This is a genomic window from Streptomyces sp. NPDC002306 (genome assembly GCF_053593435.1).
Genome location: NZ_JBSFCK010000001.1, coordinates 519,320 through 539,221, shown reverse-complemented (window position 1 = coordinate 539,221; position 19,902 = coordinate 519,320). Strand labels below are relative to the sequence as shown.

Here is a 19,902-nt window from a genome sequence, read left to right as displayed (position 1 = left end):
TCACCTCCCGCCCCCGACTGTGCACCGAGAGCGGAGTTCCCTCATGACCCCCACCCCCGAGCCCACGTCCGACCCCACTCACGCCCCCACTCCCGGGCCCGCACCCGATCCCGTTCCCCTCCCCGGTCGGACCCCCCGCGTCCTGACCCTCAAGTCGGGTACGTCATGGCCGGACGCCTGGCAGCGCTGTCTGACGGTCGCCCCCGAGGCCTTCCGGGACGACCGCGTCCTCAACCTCTGGGGCGCCGCCTGGCAGGCGGACGGCCGGACCCTGCCCGCCAGCAGCCCGGTCGACGGCAGCCCCATCGCGGGCCCGCCGCGCCTGGACCGGGACACCGCCCGGCAGGCCGTCCGCGCCGCGCTCGACCAGCACCGGGCCTGGCGCCACATCCCGCTCGACGAGCGGCGCGCCCGCGTCGCCGCCACCCTCGACGCCCTCACCGAGCACCGCGAACTCCTCGCCCTGCTGCTCGTCTGGGAGATCGGCAAACCCTGGCGGCTGGCCCAGGCGGACGTCGACCGGGCCATCGACGGAGTGCGCTGGTACGTCGACGGCATCGCGGCCATGGTCGCCGGCCGGGCCCCGCTCCAGGGGCCGGTCTCCAACATCGCGAGCTGGAACTATCCGATGAGCGTGCTCGTCCACGCCCTGCTGGTCCAGGCACTGGCGGGCAACGCGGTCATCGCCAAGACCCCGACCGACGGCGGTGTCGCCTGTCTGACCCTGGCCTGCGCGCTCGCGGCCCGCGAGGGCATCCCCGTCACCCTGGTCAGCGGCAGCGGAGGCGAGCTGTCCGAGGCACTGGTACGGGCGCCCGAGATCGGCTGCGTCTCCTTCGTCGGCGGACGCGACACCGGCGCGGCGGTGGCCACGGCCGTCGCCGACCTCGGCAAGCGGCACGTACTCGAACAGGAGGGCCTCAACACCTGGGGCATCTGGAACCACTCGGACTGGGACGCCCTCACCGCCGTCGTCCCCAAGCTCTTCGACTACGGCAAGCAGCGCTGCACGGCGTACCCGCGCTTCGTCGTCCAGCGCGAACTGTTCGACGCGTTCCTGGCGGCGTACCTGCCGGCGGTCCGCACCCTCAGGGTGGGGCACCCGCTGGCGGTCGACCGGCGCGACGACCCCTACCCCGACCTGGACTTCGGTCCCGTGATCAACGCGGCCAAGGCGAAGGAACTGCACGACCAGGTCGCCGAGGCCGTCGACCGGGGCGCCGTACCGCTGCACCGCGGCAAGCTGTCCGACGCGGCCTTCCTGCCCGGCCAGGACACGTCGGCGTACGTCCAGCCGGTCACCCTGCTCAACCCGCCCCCGTCCTCACCCCTGCACCACGCGGAGCCGTTCGGTCCGGTCGACACCATCGTCCTGGTCGACACGGAGGCCGAGCTGCTCGCGGCGATGAACGCGTCCAACGGCGCGTTGGTCGCCACGCTCTCCACCGACGACCGGGCCACCTACGAACGACTGGCGCCGCAGATCCGCGCGTTCAAGGTCGGCCACGGCAGGCCCCGCTCCCGCGGCGACCGGGACGAACTGTTCGGCGGCTTCGGCGCGTCCTGGAGCGGCGCGTTCGTCGGCGGCGAACTGCTGGTGCGCGCCGTGACCGAGGGCCCGGCGGGGGAGCGACTGCCGGGCAACTTCCCGGACCACCACCTCATGCCGTGAGAGGCGGGCGGGCGGCACCCGTCGACGACGTCCGGTGGCCGCACACGGCTCCGTCTCCGGAGACCGTCGAAGGCCGCCGCCCGCCCCTCCCGCCGGACACACGGACACCTCCTCCGGCATGCCCACAGCGAGGCCGCGGTCCCGGTCCCCTCGTACACCCATCCCCGTGTTCGTCCGATCACCGAAGGTGAGGCCGGCGCCTCTTGATCCCCTCCGGTCCACGCGCGTCACCCGGGGCGGTCGGCGGGGCGGATATGCAGGTGAAACGCACTCCGAAAGCTTGGTATTGTTGTCCATGTCGCCGCGCGGAACACACCCCGCAAGGCGGCAGACACCTGGTCCGGGTGGCGGAATGGCAGACGCGCTAGCTTGAGGTGCTAGTGCCCTTTATCGGGCGTGGGGGTTCAAGTCCCCCCTCGGACACCAGCTGGGACGATCATGAGATGTCCCGAAGTTTTCACGAAACCGGCGAGTCATATGACTCGCCGGTTTTCTTCGTCTCCGAGGTCCGTGGGTCGCCTGATCGGTTCGGCGAGGAGCGGCGCTGTGGCGGTTTGGGGGCAGCAGCTCTCACCGGTGGAAACAGGGCGTGCCTGCGTGACGGCCCGGGGTCGTGGCGCTTTATCGCTGGGATCGAGCCGGGGAACTTGACGTCCACCGAGTGACCCGCGCGAGCGGCGACCTTCGGCGCCGGCGCACCGGAGGTCGTGGTGTTGCGGTCCGTCCGACGCGACCCGACGCGTGGTTCTGGCGGATCGGCGCACGGGGCCGGCCCGGTTGGAGTCCGGGCCGGCCCCGTGTGGTGGGGCGGGTGTGCGTTACGGCGCGGGGACCTCGTCGAGGATGCCCACCGCGTCGGTGCCCGGGGTGACGACGAGCTTGCGGGTGAGGGTGTAGGAACCGCCCGCCGGCACGTCGACGTTGAATCGGCTCATCACCCAGTTGCCCGCGGCGTAGACGTCGAAGGCGCCGGCCGGCGTGCCGTAGACGAGACCGAACACCTGCGGGTCGGTCCCGGTCATACCGATGTACGGCTTGGTCGGGGTGTACGCCGCCGTCGCACCCGGCGCGACGATGCCGGTGCCCGGGATGATGCTGGCCTGGCCGGCCGCGTCGTGGTCCATCGCGTCACCGGTCCACAGGCTGAGGGGAGCCGAGCCGGAGTTGCTCAGCTCCGTCGAGACCGTGGCGAAGTTGTCGCCCGGCTTCAGCGTGTACGTCGTCGTCGCCGTCAGACCCGTGAAGCCATTGACCGGCCCGGATACCCGGACGACGGCCTTGTCGCCGGTCGCCTGGACGATCTTGACGTCGGTCGCTCCCACCGTCCGGACGTCCCACGCGTTACCGCCGGTCGGCTGGGTCGCCGAGACGTAGGGCAGGTTGATCCAGTCGAACTGGTCGGCCATGCCGCGGACGGCGATGTCGACCGGCTTGCCGCGAGTGCTGCCGGAGAGCTGCGAGTCGTTGAAGGCATCGGCGATCGCCATCGAGAGCTTGTCGTTCTCGAGCATGACGTCGCCGTGGCCCGCCTCGACCAGACCCGAGCCGATCTGCTTGCCGTAGCTCGCCTCGACCGTGACCGGGCTCAGCGCGACGTCGGCGACGCCGCTGCCCGCCGCCGGCACGGTGACCTTGTCCGCGGCCGTCTGGTAGCCCAGCTTGGACACCCGGACGTCGTACTGACCGGCCGGGGCCTTGACGCGGTACTTGCCCTGGGCGTCGGTGCTCGTGGTCGCGACCACCTTGCCGTCCTGCTCGAGGGCGACCCGGGCACCGGAGACGGCGGCGCCGCCCGCGGTGATCGTCCCGGCCGCGCGAGCGGCGTCCGGGACGGCCGCGTCGTGCAGGTCGATCTCGTCGGCCCACTTCGCGATGGTGCGGGTGGGATCGCCACCGGCGGTCGCGTAGTCGGTCAGGTGGTAGAAGCTGAACTGCTTGGTGGCGCCGGGCGCCATCGTGGCGTCGTAGTAGAGACCCTCGACGTAGCCGTACGCACCGACCGCGGCCGGCGTGTCCTGTGCCCAGGCGAGACCGTGGGCGGCCTGGCCGTTCGTGGTGGCCGTGTCAGCACCGACGTAGACGTGGTTCCCGGTCCAGCCCGAGGTCTTCAGACCCGGGTTGGTGCCGCTGAACCCGGGGATCCGGCCGTTGTCGACCGAACTGTCGGGGTCGATCATGTAGTTGAAGTAGCCCTGGTAGCCCGTCGTGCCGGTGTTGGTCAGCTTGACCGTCATCTTCACGATCGGAGCGTCGGGCAGGGTCTCGTAGCGGACCTGCGCCTTGATGGCCGGGTTCGCCCGGTACTGACCGTTGCCGACCACGGCAGCACCGTCGACCGCGAGGTCGGGCAGGTCGAGTTGGTCGTTCGGCCGGTCCCACGAGTCGGGCGGCGTGAGGCTCGGACGCAGCAGCATCTCTGCCCAGTCGAGGGTCTCGGCGCCGTTGGCGTCGTTGAGCATGACGTCCGACAGCGCGCCTTGGCCCAGACCGCCGACGCCGTTGTTCCCGGCGGCGTACGGAGTCACCGACGCCCGCATCATGTCGTTGGCCAGGTAGTAGTACTCATTGCCCGTCACGACGTCCGTGCGCGTGCTGCCGTTGCCGTAGTCCGGCGCGTACGTCGACTTGCCGGCGACCGGGTGGACCACCTTGATCAGCTTCAGGTCGGCCTTCTCGTTGCCGGTGGTGCCGACCGTGACGCTGACCTCCGAGCGGTCGTCGGCGATCAGGCCGCGCTTGGCCGCCGTGACGGTCCAAGTCGACGCCGGCAGACCCATCCGGTAGTGGCCCTTGGCGTCGGTGCTGGTCACCGCGGTGTCCTGACCGGCGGCGACGGCGGTGACCTTCGCGCCGGCGATCGGAGCGCCCGTCTCCGGGTCGCTGACCGTGCCGGTCACGGTCGCCCAGCGCCGCGCGGACTCGCCGCCCGGCACGTAGGCGTAGAGGTTGCCGTCCCAGGCGCCCGTCACGACGGTGTTGCCGCTGACGGCCGGGCCGGCGCCCACCCAGGTGCCGGTCTCGTGGCTCCACAGGATCTGGCCGGTGTCGGTGGCCAGGGCGTAGAACCTGCCGTTGTTGGCGCCGACGAAGAGCGTGCCGCCGGCCACGACCGGGCTGGACATGACGCCACCGTGGTAGATGTCGCCGGGCAGCATCCGCTCCCAGAGGACATTGCCGGTCTGGGCGTCGAGGGCGACGACGGCGCCGCTCGGGAAGCCCATGTAGACGACGCCGTCCTTGACGGCCGCGGCGCTCGGGGTCGAGCCGCTCGAGACGAGCGAGGAGCGCGAGCTCCGGTAGGTCCACAGCGTCGCGCCGGTCTTGGCGTCACGGGCGGCGATGCCGTTGTTGGCGCCGATGAAGACCTTGCCCTCGGCCGCGGTCGGTACGCCGTCCTGCCAGCTGCCGAGCGACTCGGCTCCGGTCCACTTGCGGGCGCCGGTGGCCAGGTCGTAGGCGAGCACGCGGTCGGCGGTCTCGTTGCCGACGTACACGGTGCCGTCCATGACGGCGGGCGTGCCGTCGCTCATGGTCGCGCCGGACATCGGGGAGGCCCAGATCTGCTCGCCGGTGCGGGTGTCGAGCGCCTTGAGGACGCCCTGGCTGCCGATGCCGAAGCGGGCCTGGTACGGCCAGAGCACGGTGTGGCCGGAGACAGCCGGCGAGTAGTAGCCATAGGTGCGCTGGTTGTTCGGGGCCGGCGCCTGCTCGGGCACGGCCTTCCAGCGGAGCTTGCCGCTCCTCGCGTCGACGGCGTAGAGCTCCGAGCCCAGGGTCGGCGCGAAGATCAGGCCGTCACCGTAGGCGAGGCTGCCGTGGATCGACTGCGGCACCTTGAAGTTCCACAGCTCCTTGCCGTCCTTGAGCCGGACGGCGTGGATCCGGCTGTTGCCGTCGCCGTTCTCGTCGCGGGTGCCCGCGTAGACGACGCCGTCGTGGATCACCGGCGACCCGGTGAGGAAGGTGCCGTCGGTGCGGAAGCTCCAGGCCAGACGGCGGCCGGCCTCCTGCGCCGGCGCGACACCGGAGTGGGCCTCGTTGCCGTGGTGCTGGTTCCAGTCACCGCCGGCGACCGGCTTGAGCGCCGGCTCGCGGGTGAGGGTGAAGTCCGCTGACTTGGTCCAGGTCTTGCCCGCCGCGTCGACCACCTGCACGTCGACGCGGTGCTCACCGGCCTTCTGCAGGTGGTGGGGCAGGTCGCCCTGCCAGGTGAACTCGCCGCTGTCGCGCAGCGGTATCCACTTCTTGTCGCCGTCGATCCGGTAGCTCGCCGAGACGACCTCGTCACCGGTGTCGTAGGCGTTGATCTGGATGCCCGGGAACTTCGCGGCCGGCACCTTGGAATCGGGCGCGGGACTGACGATGGTGAGGTGCTCGTTCTCGCCGTACATCCGGAACGGATTGTCGAAGCCCGCACCCGCCATGTGGATGTAGCGGAAGCCGCGGGGCGCGTTGTCGATGGTGTACGAGCTCGACACGGTCTGGATGTGCTTGGCGGTCGAGGCGAACGCCGAGTGGTTCTCGACGTGGTTGGAGTGCTCGTGGCCGACGAGGATCAGCTGCGCCTTGTACTGCTCGAGCACGTCACCGAAGGCGTCGTACGTCGACGGCGAGCCGAACGGGACGTTCATCGGCTGATGGGTGAGGACGACGAGCTCGATGTTGTCGGTCGGGTCGTCGTCGAGCGGAACGCTCGCGGCGAGATCGTCCTTGAGCCAGTTCAGCTCTTCGTCGAACGGCGCCGAGCCGTTGTTCTCGAGCACCACGAAGTGCCGGTTGCCGTAGTTGAACGAGTACCACTCCGGACCGACGTTCCTGCGATAGTTGTCGATCTTGTCCTCGTACGCCGACCCGCTCGCGTACTCGTGGTTGCCGACGGCCGGCCACACGCCGACGGCCGACTGCTGGGTGCCGTGACGATACGTGTCGAAGTGTCCCTGGCTGGCGTCGTTGGTGAGGTCGCCGCTGACCGCGATGAAGCGCAGGTCGGTGCCGGTGGAGTTGATCTCGCGGATCTGGTCGGGCAGTTGTGCGTTGACGTGCGGGTCGGCGATGTTGGCCCAGGAGAAGGTGTCGCCGTCGGAGATCTCGTCACGGACGAGCCCGAAGTCCGCGGTCGGCGTGGCGTCGTCGGCGAGCTGGCCGAGGTTCGCCCAGAACCTCGGCTCCTTGTACTCGTCCAGACCGAACCGGTACCCCCGCGGCTGACCGGCCCACACGATGTCCGTCTTGCGACGGTCGGTGGAGATCGTCAGCGAGTAGGAGCCGTCGGCGGCGGTCGTGGTGGCGGCCGTGCCGTCGGAGACGCGCACACCGGCCAGGCCGGCCTCGTCGGAGCTGCGCCGGCCGTCGCCGTCGGCGTCGACGTACGCGACGCCGCTGACGGTGGCCTCCGGCGGGTCGATAGCGGTCGCCACGTACAGCGTGAGCGGGCCCGCCACCACAGTGGAGGCAAGCCCCAGCATGGTGGTGTACAGGACAGCGCGCAGGTGCGCGCGTGTCCAGGTGAACACGGACATCGGGATCCTTGAGAGCGCGGGGAGGTGGGCGTCAGGTCAGGAACGGAGAGCGTTCGCCGAACCAGACCAGACCGGCACCGGCGACGGCGACGGTCGCCGCGACGGTGCCGAGCGTGAGGGCGCGGGCGGCGACCGGCGTGGTCGCGGCCCTGCGCAGGAACAGCAGCGCCGGGAAGGCGAGCGCGATGATCGTCAACTGGACGAGTTCGATGCCGACGTTGAAGGAGACCAGGTCGGCCAGCGTCGAGGCCGACAGCGGCCCGTCGACGCTGAGCGCGCCCGCGAAGCCGAGCCCGTGCAGCAGCCCGAAGCCGAAGACCACGGGCAGCCGGTGACGCGTCTTCGGCGAGAGCAGGTTGTCGAGCGCGACGAACGCGATCGACAGCGCGATGAGCGGCTCGACGATCCACCCGGGCACGCTGACCCAGCCGATCGCGGCCAGCACCAGGGTCACCGAGTGTGCGACCGTGAAGGCCGTGGCGACCTCGACGACGTCGCGGAGGCGCTTCGCGCCCAGCAGCAGCGCCAGCAGGAACAGCACGTGGTCGAGCCCGAAGAGCAGGTGCTCCGCCCCGAGCCGGACGAACCGCGGGATCTCGCTGAGCAGGTCGGTGTGCCCCACCGTGACGCTGGTGCGGGCGGTGTCGAGCAACGTCGTACCGCGGCGGCCATCGATGTCGTAGGCCACCATCGTGGTCGTGTCGTCGATGACGCCGTCGGAGGCGCGGAAGATGTCGCTGCGGACGGTGAGCGCGCCGGACGCCGGGCAGTCGTAGGCGAGCCCGACCCGCACCGCGCCGGAGTCGGCGAGTTCGACGCGGGCACCGTCCTCAGCGGCGCATCCGATCGAGCCGCGGCTCAGCCGCAGCCGCTCGCCGACGTAGGCCGCCACGTCGCTCGCGTGCGCGTCCAGCGAACTGCGCCGCACCCCGGTCGGCACCTCGGCGGCCGTGCCGTCCGCGCCGGCCGCGTCCGGGCTCAGGACACCGTCGAGGCTCAGCAGCCGTGCGAGGACGTCGTACTCCACGTCGACGACAGCCGCGACGTCGTCGCCCTGGCTGCGCAGATCGACCGCGACCGAAGTCGCTCGGACGTGTGCCTGCGCCGGAGGGGCGACGAAGAGAACGGCAACGAGGGCGGCGAGAAACGTCAGCAGACGCACAGTCGAGCACTTCCGTGGTGAGGGGAACGGCGGTCGGCCCCAACCCTGCAGTGCTCGCACCACACCCGGCAACTGGAGATGCCCCAGTTCACCGACCCTTCCGCTGCCGGTCACCCACCAGCCGAAAGCCGGGTTTCCGGGCGTCGAGAGCTGGGCTTTTGGGCCCGGCCGCGAGGCCCGCGTACGAAGCCGGGTGAGCTCGGCGCCAAGGGCCCCCGCACGAGGTGAGCATGACGTCCTTGACGTCGGCGGCGCGGCTCAACAGCCCCTGGCCGAGCCCGCTGAGCAGCAACAGGCCCGCACCCGCCGCGACCACCGCTCCCGCCTGCGGCAGCACCACGCGCAGCAGCCATCCCACGGGGGCGAACAGAAGTCCACTCCGCCCACATTGACGATGGTGACAGCGCGAAGAGTGGTACTCCTGTGGGAGCCGTGGGTCTTGGCCGGAGCCGACCTTGCGCGATCACGAGCGTATCGTCAGTGGTCAACTCGCCCCTCGGACACCAGCTATGGCTGAGACCCCTGTTGATCAGGGGTCTTCTGTGTTTTCCCGTGTGGTCTGCGGATCCGGGTTCACGCCGACAGCATCCGTGCCGTGCTCCCGTTCCGCTCCCGCCACGCCGCGCGGTGTGCGAGGGCCGCCGATTCGGCGCGGTGCCTGGCACTCGCGGGGACCGGCAGGCGGCACAGGGCGTCGAGTGTGCGCAGCATCCGGTCGGCGAAACGGACGCCCAGGGGAGTGAGCCGGCCCGAGGCCAGGGTCACGAGCGTCGCGTCCCGGGCCGCCAGGCGCCAGCGCGCGAACTGTACGTGTGCCTCCGCGCGCAGCCCCGGATCCGGCTCCGTCTCGCGACGCCGGGCCCAGAAGCGTGCCACGCCCAGGTGGGCGTACGACCCGTGGAAGAGGCCGAGCAGGGGGCGGGGGTCGGGGCGCCAGGGTGCGTAGAAGCCTTCCGGGCCGCCCTGCTCCAGCAGGTCGAACAGGTGCAGCACCGCCGCGAACTTGTTGTGCTGCATCTCGTGCGCCAACGTCACCGCGAACCCCGCCGCCGTCGTCGGCCGGGACAACGCCACACACCCGAACGTCTCCGCGCTGCTCCCGCTGACGGTTCCCTGACCGCGGCCGGCCAGAGGCACCAACAGGCGCGGTCCCGCCGCCAGTTCCGTGTACACCTCCGGGTGGTCCGCGCGCAGCAGACCGCAGGCCTCGCGGGCCACCGCCGCCCAGCGGCGCACCTCGTCGGCGTCCAGGTCGTCGGGGCAGCGCGCCGCGTTCGGGAAACCCGGCTGGTCCAGGATGTCCAGCAGCAGCGGGGCCCCGGAGTCGAAGGTGGCGAGCAGGTGCGCCCCGTGCCAGCGGCCCGCGCCGCGGTACGGGGACGCGGGCACCGTCAGGGCTTCCGGCGCGGCGCCGGTGGAGTGCCCGCGCAGCGAGAGCCGGGCCCGGCCGGTCGCGTCGACGCGCAGTTCGGCGCGACCGCCGGAGCCGGCCTCGGGGAATCGGGCCCGGCCGAGCGACGGCAGCGCCACCCACGGCCCGTCCACCGGCCACTCCACCCGCCCCGGCAGCCTCGCGTGCACCGCCGCGGCGGCGGCCAGCGCCGTGAACCACCGCACGGGCGACCGCTCCGGATCGTCCCGCCGTGTCACATGCGCGAGCAGCCCGAACAGGGCGGGCCCGGCCGCCGGGTGGGTCAGTACGGCGGCCGCCGCCTCGGGGGCCGCGCGCGTGGCGGCGGCGAACAGTTCCCAGGCGCGCCCCGCCTCCTCGGCGACCGCGCCCCCGGCCGCCCGGGCGGCGGCCGTCGCGGCGTACATGGTGGCCAGGCGCCGGCTGTGCTCGGCGCGGGCCAGGAACCGCAGGGCCCCGGCCCCGCCGCCGCCCGCGGCGACCTCGTCGAACAGTTCGCCCGGCATACGATGCGGCGACGGCGTCATGCCACCTCCGCGCCCGTCGCACCCGGACCCTGCCACCGGCCCGGGTCCGCGCCTCGCCGCCGATCGGCCCCCGGGTCATGCCCACGCGCGGGGGACGAATCTCGGCACCGGTCGGCCGACGGGTCATGCCCGCGCGCGGGAGGCGATCCTCCGCGCCGGTCCGCCGACGGATCCTGCCGCCGGCCGGCGGTCGGTTCTCGTGCCACGCCGGTCTGCTGTTCCGGCGCCGCGTCGGCCGTCGGTTCTCGCGCCGCCTCGATCTGCCGTTCCTGCGTCGCTTCGGTTCGCCGTTCGGGCGCTGCTTCGGCTCGCCGCTCTCGTGCCGTGTGGGCTGGTCGTTCCTGCGTCGGCCGGGGCGGCCCGTCTTGCGTTGCGCCGGGCGTCCGTTCCCGCGCCGCGTCGACGGGCTGTTCCCCCGAAGGGCGGCCCGCCCCGTCCTCCGCCGCTTTGGTCGCCCGTTCCCGCCCCGCGCCCCCCGTCCGTTCCCGCGCCGCGTCGGCAGATGCTTCTCCTGTCGCGTCGACGGGCCGTTCCCGTGGTGGGTGGGACGGCTGTTCCCGCATCCGTCCCGTGTCCGTCTGGATCAGGCCGGTTGCCGTCATGTCCGTCCTCAGTCGGTGTCGTACCCGGCCGATCAGTTCCGTCAGTTCCGCGCAGTACACGCTCGGGTTGGCGAAGCCGGTGTCGTGTCGGTAGCGGGTCGCGTAGTGGCCGCCGCCGCACACCGGGTGCAACGGGCAGGCCCGGCACCGGGCGCACAGGCCGTCGGCACCCCACTGGCGGGCCGCGACGCCCGGATGGCGCAGGAGCTCGTCGAGGGAGTTGCGCCGGATGTCGAGTCCGGTGCGGACGGCGCCGTCGTACGCGGTGCGCAGGGCGTCGTCCAGGGCGAGGGAGCCGTCCGTCTCGACCACCGCGTACCGCACGGGGGCCAGGCCGAGCGACTCCGTCTGCGGGGTGCCGCCGAGCAGCAGCGCGAGCAGGTCGTCGAGGAGCCGTACCCGCGTCTCCTGGGCCGGGGCGCCGTACCAGCGTGTGAAGACGGCCCACAGCCAGTCCGCGTAGGGGGTGCGCCGCCCGGCGGGGTCCAGTCCCGGCGGCGGGGTGCGCCAGTTGCCCAGCGGAAGCAGGAAGTCGACCGTCGGCGGCCGGTGTCGGAGGAGGTCCTCGTAGGTGCGCACCGGGTCGTTGCGCAGGTCGATCGTGCACAACAGGGCGCCGAACAGCGGACGGTAGGCGTCCTCGGACAGGAGGCGCAGCGCCGTCCGGACCCGGGTGTGGCTGCCGCGCCCGTCGGCGCCGCGCCGGTGCCGGTCGTGCGCGGCCCGCCCTCCGTCGGTGCTGACGCCGATCCGCAGGCCCAGCTCACCGCAGAGATCGAGACGTCGGCGGGTCAGCCGTAGGCCGTTCGTCTGGAGCGAGAGATGCAGTCGTATGCCGTCGCCGAGCGTCGAGCGCAACACCCTTACTGTCCGGGCGAGTTCCGTGTCGCCGATGAGGAGAGGCTCGCCGCCGTGCAGGACCACGCCGGCTTCCGTCACGTCGTGCGCGGACAGGTGCGCCGCGATGCGTTCGGCTGCGCGGGCCACGGTCGCCGGGGTCATCGCGCGCGGCTGGGTGCGCCAACTCTGGTCGTGGGAGCGGTACATGTAGCAGTAGTCGCAGGCCAGGTCGCACCGGCTGTGCACCTTGAGGACGAAGGAGTGGAAGGGGTACGGCACCCAGCCCGCCGCCTGTGACGCGGCCACGTCGGCGGCCCTCGGCCAGGGCGGCTCGGCATGGCGCAGTGGCGGTCGACTCATCCGCTTCCCCCCGAAGGCGTACGCGGCGGACCCGGCCCGGCACGGTCCGCGGCGTACTCTGTTCGACCAGTATTCGTTCGTGGTGCGGCCAGCGTCAACATCACGAATGAGTCAACGGACGTCTTCCGAGAGGCAATTGTGGGCGCCCCGGCGCTCGATGCGCTCCCACCGCTGCCGTCGGAGCGGGGCTCGGCGCTACCCTGGAACGGCAGTCCCGTAGCCTGCCGGCGCGCAGGCGTCCGGAGGGCCGCCGCGGCGGCCCACGAGACCTCATGGAGTGGCCACCATGGCCGAAGCCGAAGGTGTCGCCCCTGGTGAGGCCCGTGCGGGTGGGACCGGCGAGCCGGCGCCCGACATCGAGTCCACCGTCCTGGACCTCACCGCGCTCGCACCCGAGGACGTCGCCGCCCTGCCGGAGTCCGTGCTCGGCGGGGTCCTGCGCCGGGTGTACGCCGGTTGCGCGGAGGGCGATCCCTTCGTCACCGGGCACAAAGAGAGCGCATGAGTGCCCGGTGCGCGGAGCGACCCTATACTGACACCGCAAAGTGTCCGTTTTGTCATTATTTTGGGGCGGTTCCGGCCGCCCGGGCCACTGCGTGGATCACCGCCCCCGTCACCTTCCTTGTCGCGCCGCGCCGAGCGGAGAGGTCATGCCAGACGTCAACCCACCTGACGGACGAGCCTCGTTCGCCGTCTTCCTCGCCACCTCCGAGAACCTCGGCCTGAGCACCACCCTGCGCAACGCCGCGGACATCCTCGCGGAGGCCAACCGCAGCGTCCTCGTCGTCAACGGCCGCTCCGCGGCCGACGGCCCCTCGGCCCAGCTCCTGCCGCCCGCACCCGGCGAGGTCCGTACGACCGCCATCGGTGGTCTCGCGCTGGCGGCCCTCGCCGCCGACCGCGTCGCCGCGTCGTACGACCACGTCCTGATCGAGGCGCCGGTCCCCGACACGCCGGAAGCGGCGGAGGCGAACCGGCCCGCCGCGTACGCCGACGCGCTCGTCGTCGGCTTCGCCATGACCGCCTGGTCCATCGACGGAGCGGCCGCCCTGGCCGAGGACATCACGGCGCGCCGGGCCGACCGCCCCCCGCGGCTGCTCACCCTCGGCCTCAAGAGCGACGTCGGCGTCCACGACCGGCTGCGCAACGCGCGCGAGCGAGTGCGCCGCAAGTTCGGCCCGATCGCCCGCACCCTCGGCGACGGCGACATCCCCTTCCTGGAGATCCCGTACAACCCGATGTACCAGGACAGCCGCAGCCTCGCCGTCGAGGCCGAGGACGCCGGCACCGTCACCGGTCTGCGCCCCTACTACGAGCGGCTCGCCGACTGGCTGCGCGACCGTCGTACCGCGCGGCTGGCCGATGTCACCGTCGTCCACTCCACCCGGCACGCCCCCTGGGCCGCCTGGCTGCGCGACCGGCTCGCCGCGCAGGGAGTGCGCACCGAACTGCGCCGCGCCGACACCTACTCCGGCGAACGACCCGACTCCGGCGGCGCCCTGCTGTTCCTGTCGCCCGACGCCGCCGACGAGACGCTGCTCGCCCAGATCGGCGCGCTGTCCCACACCGACGTACGCATCGTCCTGGTCGACGAACCGTTCCCGCACACCGAGGCCGCCCACCACGAGCGGATCGACCTGCGCGGCACCACCGAGGACGAGGCGCTGCGGCTGCTGCACCGGGGCCTCGGCCTCGGCGCCGCCGAACATGCCGCGCCGCGTGCCGCCGCCCGCTTCCCGCGGCTGCCCGAGACCACCAACCTCCCCGCGCGCGAAGGCGGTTCCGTCGACCGGGGCGCCCTGCTCGCCCGGCTCGACGGCACGCTGCGTGCCGCCGCCCGCGACGGCGACTGCCTGGTCCTGCACGGGCCCAGCGGGTGGGGCAAGAGCGACGCGGCGTACGAACTGTGCCACCGCTACGGCTCCGGCTACGACGTGGTGTGGTGGGTGCGCTCCTGGGAGCGGCGGCGCGTGGAGCGCGGTCTCGCGCGGCTGGCCGGCCGCCTCGGCAGCCCTGAGGAACGGCTCGGCTCCGGCGCCGACGACGCCGGTGTCTCCCGTCTGCTGACCCGCCTGTCCCGCCCCGACGACGACCTGGGTACCTGGCTGCTCGTCTACGACGGTGTCACCGACCCCGCCTCCCTGGACGGCCTGCTGCCCGTGCCGCACGAGCGCGGGCACGTCCTGATCACCAGTCGTCTCCCTCCGCGGCCGGAGACCCCGGACGACGCCTCCGGCGCCCCGGGTGTCCCGGAGACCCGCCCCCCGCATCTGACCCCCCTCGTCATCCCCCCGATGACCCCCGAGGAGAGCCGCGCGCTGCTCGCCGAGCGGGTCCCGGAGATCACCGAGCAGCAGGCCGGACAGCTCGGGAGCGTGGTGGACTTCGTCCCGCACGCCCTGCACCTGGCCGCCCACTGCCTCGCCGAACGCGCCGCGGTCCATCGCCGCGACGACCACATGAACCCGGACGCCGCCCTGCGCGCCGCCGTCGAGGACGTCCTCGCCGAGTACCGCGCCGGCAAGACCGAACTCCTGCGTCACACCGAGGGCGCGGCCCCGGTCGCCGTGATGGTCCGCGTCGCCCGGCGCGTCGTACAGTCCACGCCCGGCGCCGCCGCGTGGCGCGCCGAGAGCCCCGAACACGACGCCCTCGGCTGGCTGTTGAACGCGGCCTCCCTGCTCACCGGCCGCGGGATGGGACTGGAACTGCTGCGCTCGCGCCGCATCCTGTCCGAGCTGGCCCGTGACGACGACGCCGACCGGCCGCCCGCCCCCGGCACCCGCCACCCCGACGACGTGCAGCTGCCCGACGAGCACATGGTGAGCGTCGCCCTGTGGGCCCTCGCCCGGGTCGGCCTCCTCGACGTCGACTTCGACCGCGCCGCGCAGCCCCTCGCCCAGCACCACGGGCTGCGCGACCTGATCCGGGCGGCCATGGCCGACGAGGACCGCCGGCACATCGAGTCGGTGCTCCGGGGCGTCCTCGCCGAGTACGCCCCCCAGGAGCAGCAGGACCTGCCCGCCGACTGGGCCCGCGAGGTGTACTCCCTGCGCCTGTGGGAGGACCCTCGGCCGCGGGTGCGCCGTTCGCTGCTGCGCCACCTCAGCGCCCTCAGCCGGCGTGCCGAGTCCGCCGACCTCGACCGGCTCCTGGAGATCGCCGCCGCCGCCCGCGACAGCTGGCGGGCCGACGGCGACGAACAGTCCCCCGAGTACCTGAGGCTGCTCAACTTCACCGCCCGCGCCCACCGCCTGCGCGGCGACTACGACACCTCCCGCCGCCTCGCCCAGGAGGCACTCGGCGGACACCGCAGACTCCTCGGCACCACCCACCCCCGCACCCTGCTGTCCGCCGACTCCTACGCGGCGACCCTGCGCACCCTCGGCAGGTTCGACGACGCCCTGCTCCAACTGCGCCCCGCCCTGGAGGGACTGGAACTGCTGCTCGGCTGGAAACACCCCGCCACCATCCAGGTCGAGTACAACGTCGCCCTCACCGAGGCCCTCACCGGCCGTGTCGCCCGCGCCCTCGGCCGCGTCCAGCAACGCTTCCGCTACCGGCAGGCCGTCGGCGGCGCCGACGACGCGGTCGCCTGGGACAGCGCCGACCTGCTCGCCTACCTCTACCGCGCCGCGGGCCGCGACGGCGAGGCGCACGACCTGCTGCGCCAGCGGCTGCGCCGGTACGGCGACATCTGGGACGGCGACCGCCTCAACACCGAAGTCGGACTCGCCGTCAGCGAACGCCGTCTCGCCGACGGGTTCCCGGCCGTCAAGGACCCCCGCTACGGCTACGAACTCGCCCACGAACGCGACCAGCGGGCGCTGCGCCTGTACATCGGCCGCTTCGGCGCCGACCGGTTCGACACCCTGCGCTGCCAGTTCAGCTACGCCGCCGACCTGCACGCGCTGGGCAAGGCCGACGAGGCCGAGCACCAGGCCCGGCAGTGCGGGGACACCCTCGCCGGGCGGTTCGGCGCGGGCCACCCGTACACCGCGCTGTGCCAGGTGCGCCACGGCGTGTACCTGCGGGCCACGGGCGAGGTCCGGCTGGCCGAGGAGGTGGGCCGGCACGCACTGAACCTCCTCACCCACAAGCTGGGCCAGGCCCATCCCTGGGTGGCCGCCGCGGAGAACTCCCTGGCCGCCACGCTCGCCACCGCCGGCCGCCGCGACGAGGCGGCCGTGCTCGCCGGGGTCGCGCTGAGCCGGCTGCGCGACCTCGGCGTCGCGCACCGCCCCGACGGGCGCCGGGTGAGCCGCCACCTCGACCAGCTCACCACCGCCGAAACAGCCCGCCCGGCCCCCCGGTCGGGCTACGACATCGACCTGGAACTGCCCGACGTGTAGCGCGCCGCCGACGCGGCCGGCCCCGCACTCACCCACCGAAAGGCGAGCACCCGTGGCAGCCCCCATACCTCACCGCACCCACACGCTGAAGGAGTCCCACTGGACCGACAAGCGGCACGGCCGGATCACCGCGCTGTGCGAGGAGGAGGCCGTGGGGACGCCCCAGATCCGCTCGCTGTCCCACTACAGCAACGGCATCCTCGACTTCACCGTCTTCCGCCTCCCGCGCTCCCCGCTCAGCAGCCTGGTCGCGGAGCCGGGCGACGAGGAGGAGAGCGAGGCGCTGCCCGGCAGCCGGCTGCTGCTGTGCGCCCAGGATCTCGGGGCGGTCCTGCGGCCGCTGGGCACCGGTGAACTGATGCGCACGGTCGTCGCCAACACGCGCGGCGGTCTGTGGGGCGGGCGCGCCCGCCCCGGCGAGTTCCTGGCCGCCGTGACGGACCTGCCCGAGGGGGTCCCCGCGATGGACGCCGCCATGAACCACCTCATCACCCGGATCCGTACCGAGGTGCACTCGTTGCCCGACGAGAAGCCCGGCGGCGACCCCGACGCCAAGGCCCACCTGCTCACCGGAGCGGGACCCGACGGCCCGCACGTCGACTTCGGTACGGCCGCCGCACCGGACGTCGTCTACGAGGAGCAGCTCCGCGGCCTGTGGCGCACCCACGTGAACACCACCGACCTCCAGTACGCGGGCTACTACCGCGACTGGACCCTGGTCTGCGTCGGCGACGTGTTCGACGCCCACGAGGTCGGCCCGCGCTTCATCGACGTCAGCGTCCGCACCCGGCGCACCGCCTACCGCGACCTCTCGCGCAGCCTGCGCGGCCACCTCGTCCGGCTCACCGACGCGCTCGCCCTGGTCGCCCCGCCCGTCCCCGGCCGGGCCCCCGTGGACCGGCTCGTCCTCGACGTGCAGGAGGGCGCCGTCTACGTCCACTGGACGTCGCCCGGCGCCTTCCTGCTCGGCGTCACCCTCGACCAGCGGCAGGTCGACAACGCCGAACGCCGACTCCGGGGGCTGACGGGGGCCGTCGGCGGTGTCCCCGTACCGCCACCCCGCTGACCGGCCGGACCGCGGCCGGCCGGCTCAGGGCACGCCGGCCGCGCTGAGGGAGCCCCACACCTCCTCCGCGAGCACCTCCACCGCACGCGCCGGAGTCAGCGGATGCTGGGGCTCGGCATCGCCCAGCAGATGCACCGGCAGCACCTCGACCGCGCACTCGTACTCCCGGCAGATCCGGCGCAGTTCGCTGAGCTGGAGCTCGGTCGGCGCACCGGGGACCGCGCCGCGCACCCAGGCCGCCACCGCGCCCCGGAAGTCCTCCGTCAACTGCCGCACCAGCGTGGCGCAGCCCAGCATGCTGAGCTCCGCGGCCGTCGCCGCGGCCCGCCGGTTCACCGCCCGGCCGGCCACCCGCCGCGTCACCGTCTCCAGCATCGCCAGCGCGTCGAGGAATCTGCGCCGCACCGGCACCGGCAACTCCGCGCCACCCGCGTCCGGTTCACCCGGCGGCCGCACGGTCGCCGTCGGCGCTGTGGCCGCCCCCGGCAGCGCCTCCACCGCCAGCGTCGCGAACACGCGCCGCAGTTCGACGAGGTGGGCCGACTGCTGCTGCTCCAGGTCGCGCCGCATCTGCTCGCCCAGCTCGACGAGTTCGCCCTCCCGCTGCTCCTCCACCAGCCGCCGCTCCAGCTGCAGCAGCGCCTCGTGCACGCTCTGCGCGAACCCGCCCTGCCGGTACACCAGCGGCCGCGAGCCGATCGACCGCCCCAGCCGGTCCTGCATCGCCTGCGACACCAGCCCGTTGACCACCAGCAGCGCCTCGAACCGCCCCGGGCGCACCGCGCTGCGCAGTCCGTGCACATGGGCCGCGATGCGTTCGGCGTCGTCGGCCAGCAGCACCGAACGGGTGTGGATCACCGCCAGGTAGGCGTTCGGAGCGGGGGACAGCCAGTGCACCACCTCGTCCCGGCCGCCCGGCGAACGCGACAGCCGCGCCGGCACCGGATCACGCGAGGCGATCCGCCACTGCCCCAGGTCCAGCGCCTCGTGCACGTCGTCGAGGACCTGCCGGTACGAGACCCGCTCGTGCAGCTGCCGCACCGCCTTCAGCACCGTCGCCCCGGTCACCGCACGCACCACCGGGACCCGCTCCCGCGCCGGGGCGCCGGGGAACTCCGGCTCCTCGCTGAGCTGCCACGCCAGCCGGCACACCTTGAGCACCTCGCGCGGCACGCCCTCGGTCAACTCGTGCAGCAGCCGCAGCGCCTCCTCCTGGAACGGTCCCGTGACCGGCGCCCCGGCGGGCACCCGTTCGCCGCTCGCCGCGAGGTACCTGGCGACCAGCTCCCGGGTGTGCTCGTCGCTCAGGCCGGTCGGCCACAGCTGCACCACCCGCTCGTGCATGCTCGCCCGCAGGGTCCGCAACCCCTCGGGCGGGGTGCAGAAGACCAGCAGACCGCCGTGGCTCGTATAGATGTTGACGAGCCGCTCGAAGGCGTCCAGGAAGGTGCGCCGGTTCTCCTCCGGCCAGTCGAGCACCTTCTCCAGGGAGTCGAGCAGCAGGATGTACGGGGTGCCGACGCGGCCGTGCAGGAAGCCCTGCACCGCCAGCGCGTCGAAGACCCGGTCGATGCCGGCCGCGGTGCCCGCCCCGCCGCCGGACGGGCCGATCGCCTCGGTGATGCCCCGCTCGCGCAACGGCTCGGCGGGCTCCTCCCCGCCCAGCCAGTTCCACACCATGCGCTTGAAGGGCGGCTCCAGCAGCAGCGCCAGCGCGGTGGCGAACCGGCGGTGCTCGGTGACCTCGCCGAGCGTGCCCCGCAGATCGGCGTGGATCACCTCGGGGTCGTAGCGCAGGGCCGCCACCACCTTGTCCGGGTCGAGCGTGCGCTCGCGCAGCCCGGTCGCGATCTCCTGGAGCGTCTCCCGGCGCGGATCGTCGTCCTGAGCGCCCACCCAGCCCGCCGTCACGTACGCGTAGTAGTCCCGTACCAGCTCCTCGAAGGCCTGGCGGCCCTGCGGCGAGTCGCCGGGACCGCGCAGCCGGTCGCGGTAGAGCCGCCCCATGTCCTGCGCGGGCTCGTCCACGATCCACATCGCCGCCTCGGGGTGCCGCTCACGCGCCTTCTGGTACATCCGGCGCAGCGCGTGGCTCTTGCCGAGCCCGAACCCGCCCACCAGGGCGATGGCCCGGCCGCGCCGGCCGGGCGCGGCGGGCGGCGCGAAGTAGTCGTCGACGAGCGCCTGGAGGTCCTCGACGAGTGGTGTGTCGAAGTGGGCGTTGCCCGAGTCGGCCCCCCGCACCGTGGGGTCTCCCAGATCGGACGCCGGACCGAGGCGGACGACCGGGATCAGCGGGAAGGGGTTCTCGTGCCAGATGTCTCCACGGTCTGGGGCCACGATGGCACTCCTCGTGTGTCCGGATTCGGCTTCCGAGCGGCGGGGCGGGTG

10 protein-coding genes and 1 tRNA gene are annotated in these 19,902 nt (G+C 73.0%); 5 read left to right on the top strand and 6 right to left on the bottom strand.

Going from position 1 to position 19,902, the window contains the following annotated elements; genetic code table 11:
- The first annotated feature begins 43 nt into the window (after positions 1 to 43).
- Both ACWCQK_RS02330 and ACWCQK_RS02325 read left to right on the top strand, forming a co-directional pair.
- On the top strand, positions 44 to 1,672 hold the full coding sequence (locus tag ACWCQK_RS02330) for an aldehyde dehydrogenase family protein (RefSeq protein WP_451150946.1): 1,629 nt from the start codon (positions 44 to 46) through the stop codon (positions 1,670 to 1,672).
- Between the two features lie 338 nt (positions 1,673 to 2,010).
- Positions 2,011 to 2,098, top strand: a tRNA-Leu gene (locus ACWCQK_RS02325).
- A gap of 392 nt (positions 2,099 to 2,490) precedes the next feature.
- Here the strand turns inward: ACWCQK_RS02325 and ACWCQK_RS02320 are convergent.
- The 5 genes from ACWCQK_RS02320 to ACWCQK_RS02300 form a co-directional block, all read right to left on the bottom strand.
- Positions 2,491 to 7,191, bottom strand: a complete 4,701-nt coding sequence (locus ACWCQK_RS02320; RefSeq protein WP_451150944.1) for an outer membrane protein assembly factor BamB family protein — start codon at positions 7,189 to 7,191, stop codon at positions 2,491 to 2,493.
- Positions 7,192 to 7,222: 31 nt separating this feature from the next.
- Positions 7,223 to 8,353, bottom strand: a complete 1,131-nt coding sequence (locus tag ACWCQK_RS02315) for a HupE/UreJ family protein (protein WP_451150942.1) — start codon at positions 8,351 to 8,353, stop codon at positions 7,223 to 7,225.
- Positions 8,354 to 8,441: 88 nt separating this feature from the next.
- On the bottom strand, positions 8,442 to 8,711 hold the full coding sequence (locus ACWCQK_RS02310) for a hypothetical protein (RefSeq protein WP_451150940.1): 270 nt from the start codon (positions 8,709 to 8,711) through the stop codon (positions 8,442 to 8,444).
- A 215-nt stretch (positions 8,712 to 8,926) separates the two neighbouring features.
- Complete coding sequence (locus ACWCQK_RS02305; protein ID WP_451150938.1) at positions 8,927 to 10,291, bottom strand: aKG-HExxH-type peptide beta-hydroxylase; 1,365 nt, start codon at positions 10,289 to 10,291, stop codon at positions 8,927 to 8,929.
- Positions 10,288 to 12,093, bottom strand: a complete 1,806-nt coding sequence (locus tag ACWCQK_RS02300; RefSeq protein WP_451150936.1) for an FxsB family cyclophane-forming radical SAM/SPASM peptide maturase — start codon at positions 12,091 to 12,093, stop codon at positions 10,288 to 10,290. The genes ACWCQK_RS02305 and ACWCQK_RS02300 overlap by 4 nt, the downstream gene beginning before the upstream one ends.
- A gap of 286 nt (positions 12,094 to 12,379) precedes the next feature.
- On the opposite strand from ACWCQK_RS02300, the gene fxsA reads away from it, so the two are divergent.
- The 3 genes from fxsA to ACWCQK_RS02285 all read left to right on the top strand — a co-directional run bounded on the left by fxsA (position 12,380) and on the right by ACWCQK_RS02285 (position 17,511).
- Complete coding sequence (gene fxsA / locus ACWCQK_RS02295; RefSeq protein ID WP_451150934.1) at positions 12,380 to 12,598, top strand: FxSxx-COOH cyclophane-containing RiPP peptide; 219 nt, start codon at positions 12,380 to 12,382, stop codon at positions 12,596 to 12,598.
- A gap of 145 nt (positions 12,599 to 12,743) precedes the next feature.
- On the top strand, positions 12,744 to 16,445 hold the full coding sequence (fxsT, locus tag ACWCQK_RS02290) for an FxSxx-COOH system tetratricopeptide repeat protein (protein ID WP_451150932.1): 3,702 nt from the start codon (positions 12,744 to 12,746) through the stop codon (positions 16,443 to 16,445).
- 52 nt (positions 16,446 to 16,497) lie between these two features.
- Positions 16,498 to 17,511, top strand: coding sequence for a hypothetical protein (locus tag ACWCQK_RS02285; RefSeq protein WP_451150930.1), 1,014 nt, complete (start codon positions 16,498 to 16,500; stop codon positions 17,509 to 17,511).
- Positions 17,512 to 17,535: 24 nt separating this feature from the next.
- Here ACWCQK_RS02285 and ACWCQK_RS02280 read toward each other — a convergent pair whose 3' ends face one another.
- The gene (locus ACWCQK_RS02280; protein ID WP_451150928.1) at positions 17,536 to 19,851 is read right to left on the bottom strand and encodes a hypothetical protein; all 2,316 of its coding nucleotides are present in this window, start codon (positions 19,849 to 19,851) and stop codon (positions 17,536 to 17,538) included.
- Positions 19,852 to 19,902 lie beyond the last annotated feature (51 nt).

Coding starts and splice junctions, on each gene's coding strand:
- ACWCQK_RS02330 (WP_451150946.1), top strand. CDS start 44: ATGACCCCCACCCCCGAGCCCACGTCCGACCCCACTCACGCCCCCACT.
- ACWCQK_RS02320 (WP_451150944.1), bottom strand. CDS start 7,191: ATGTCCGTGTTCACCTGGACACGCGCGCACCTGCGCGCTGTCCTGTAC.
- ACWCQK_RS02305 (WP_451150938.1), bottom strand. CDS start 10,291: ATGACGCCGTCGCCGCATCGTATGCCGGGCGAACTGTTCGACGAGGTC.
- ACWCQK_RS02300 (WP_451150936.1), bottom strand. CDS start 12,093: ATGAGTCGACCGCCACTGCGCCATGCCGAGCCGCCCTGGCCGAGGGCC.
- fxsA (WP_451150934.1), top strand. CDS start 12,380: ATGGCCGAAGCCGAAGGTGTCGCCCCTGGTGAGGCCCGTGCGGGTGGG.
- fxsT (WP_451150932.1), top strand. CDS start 12,744: ATGCCAGACGTCAACCCACCTGACGGACGAGCCTCGTTCGCCGTCTTC.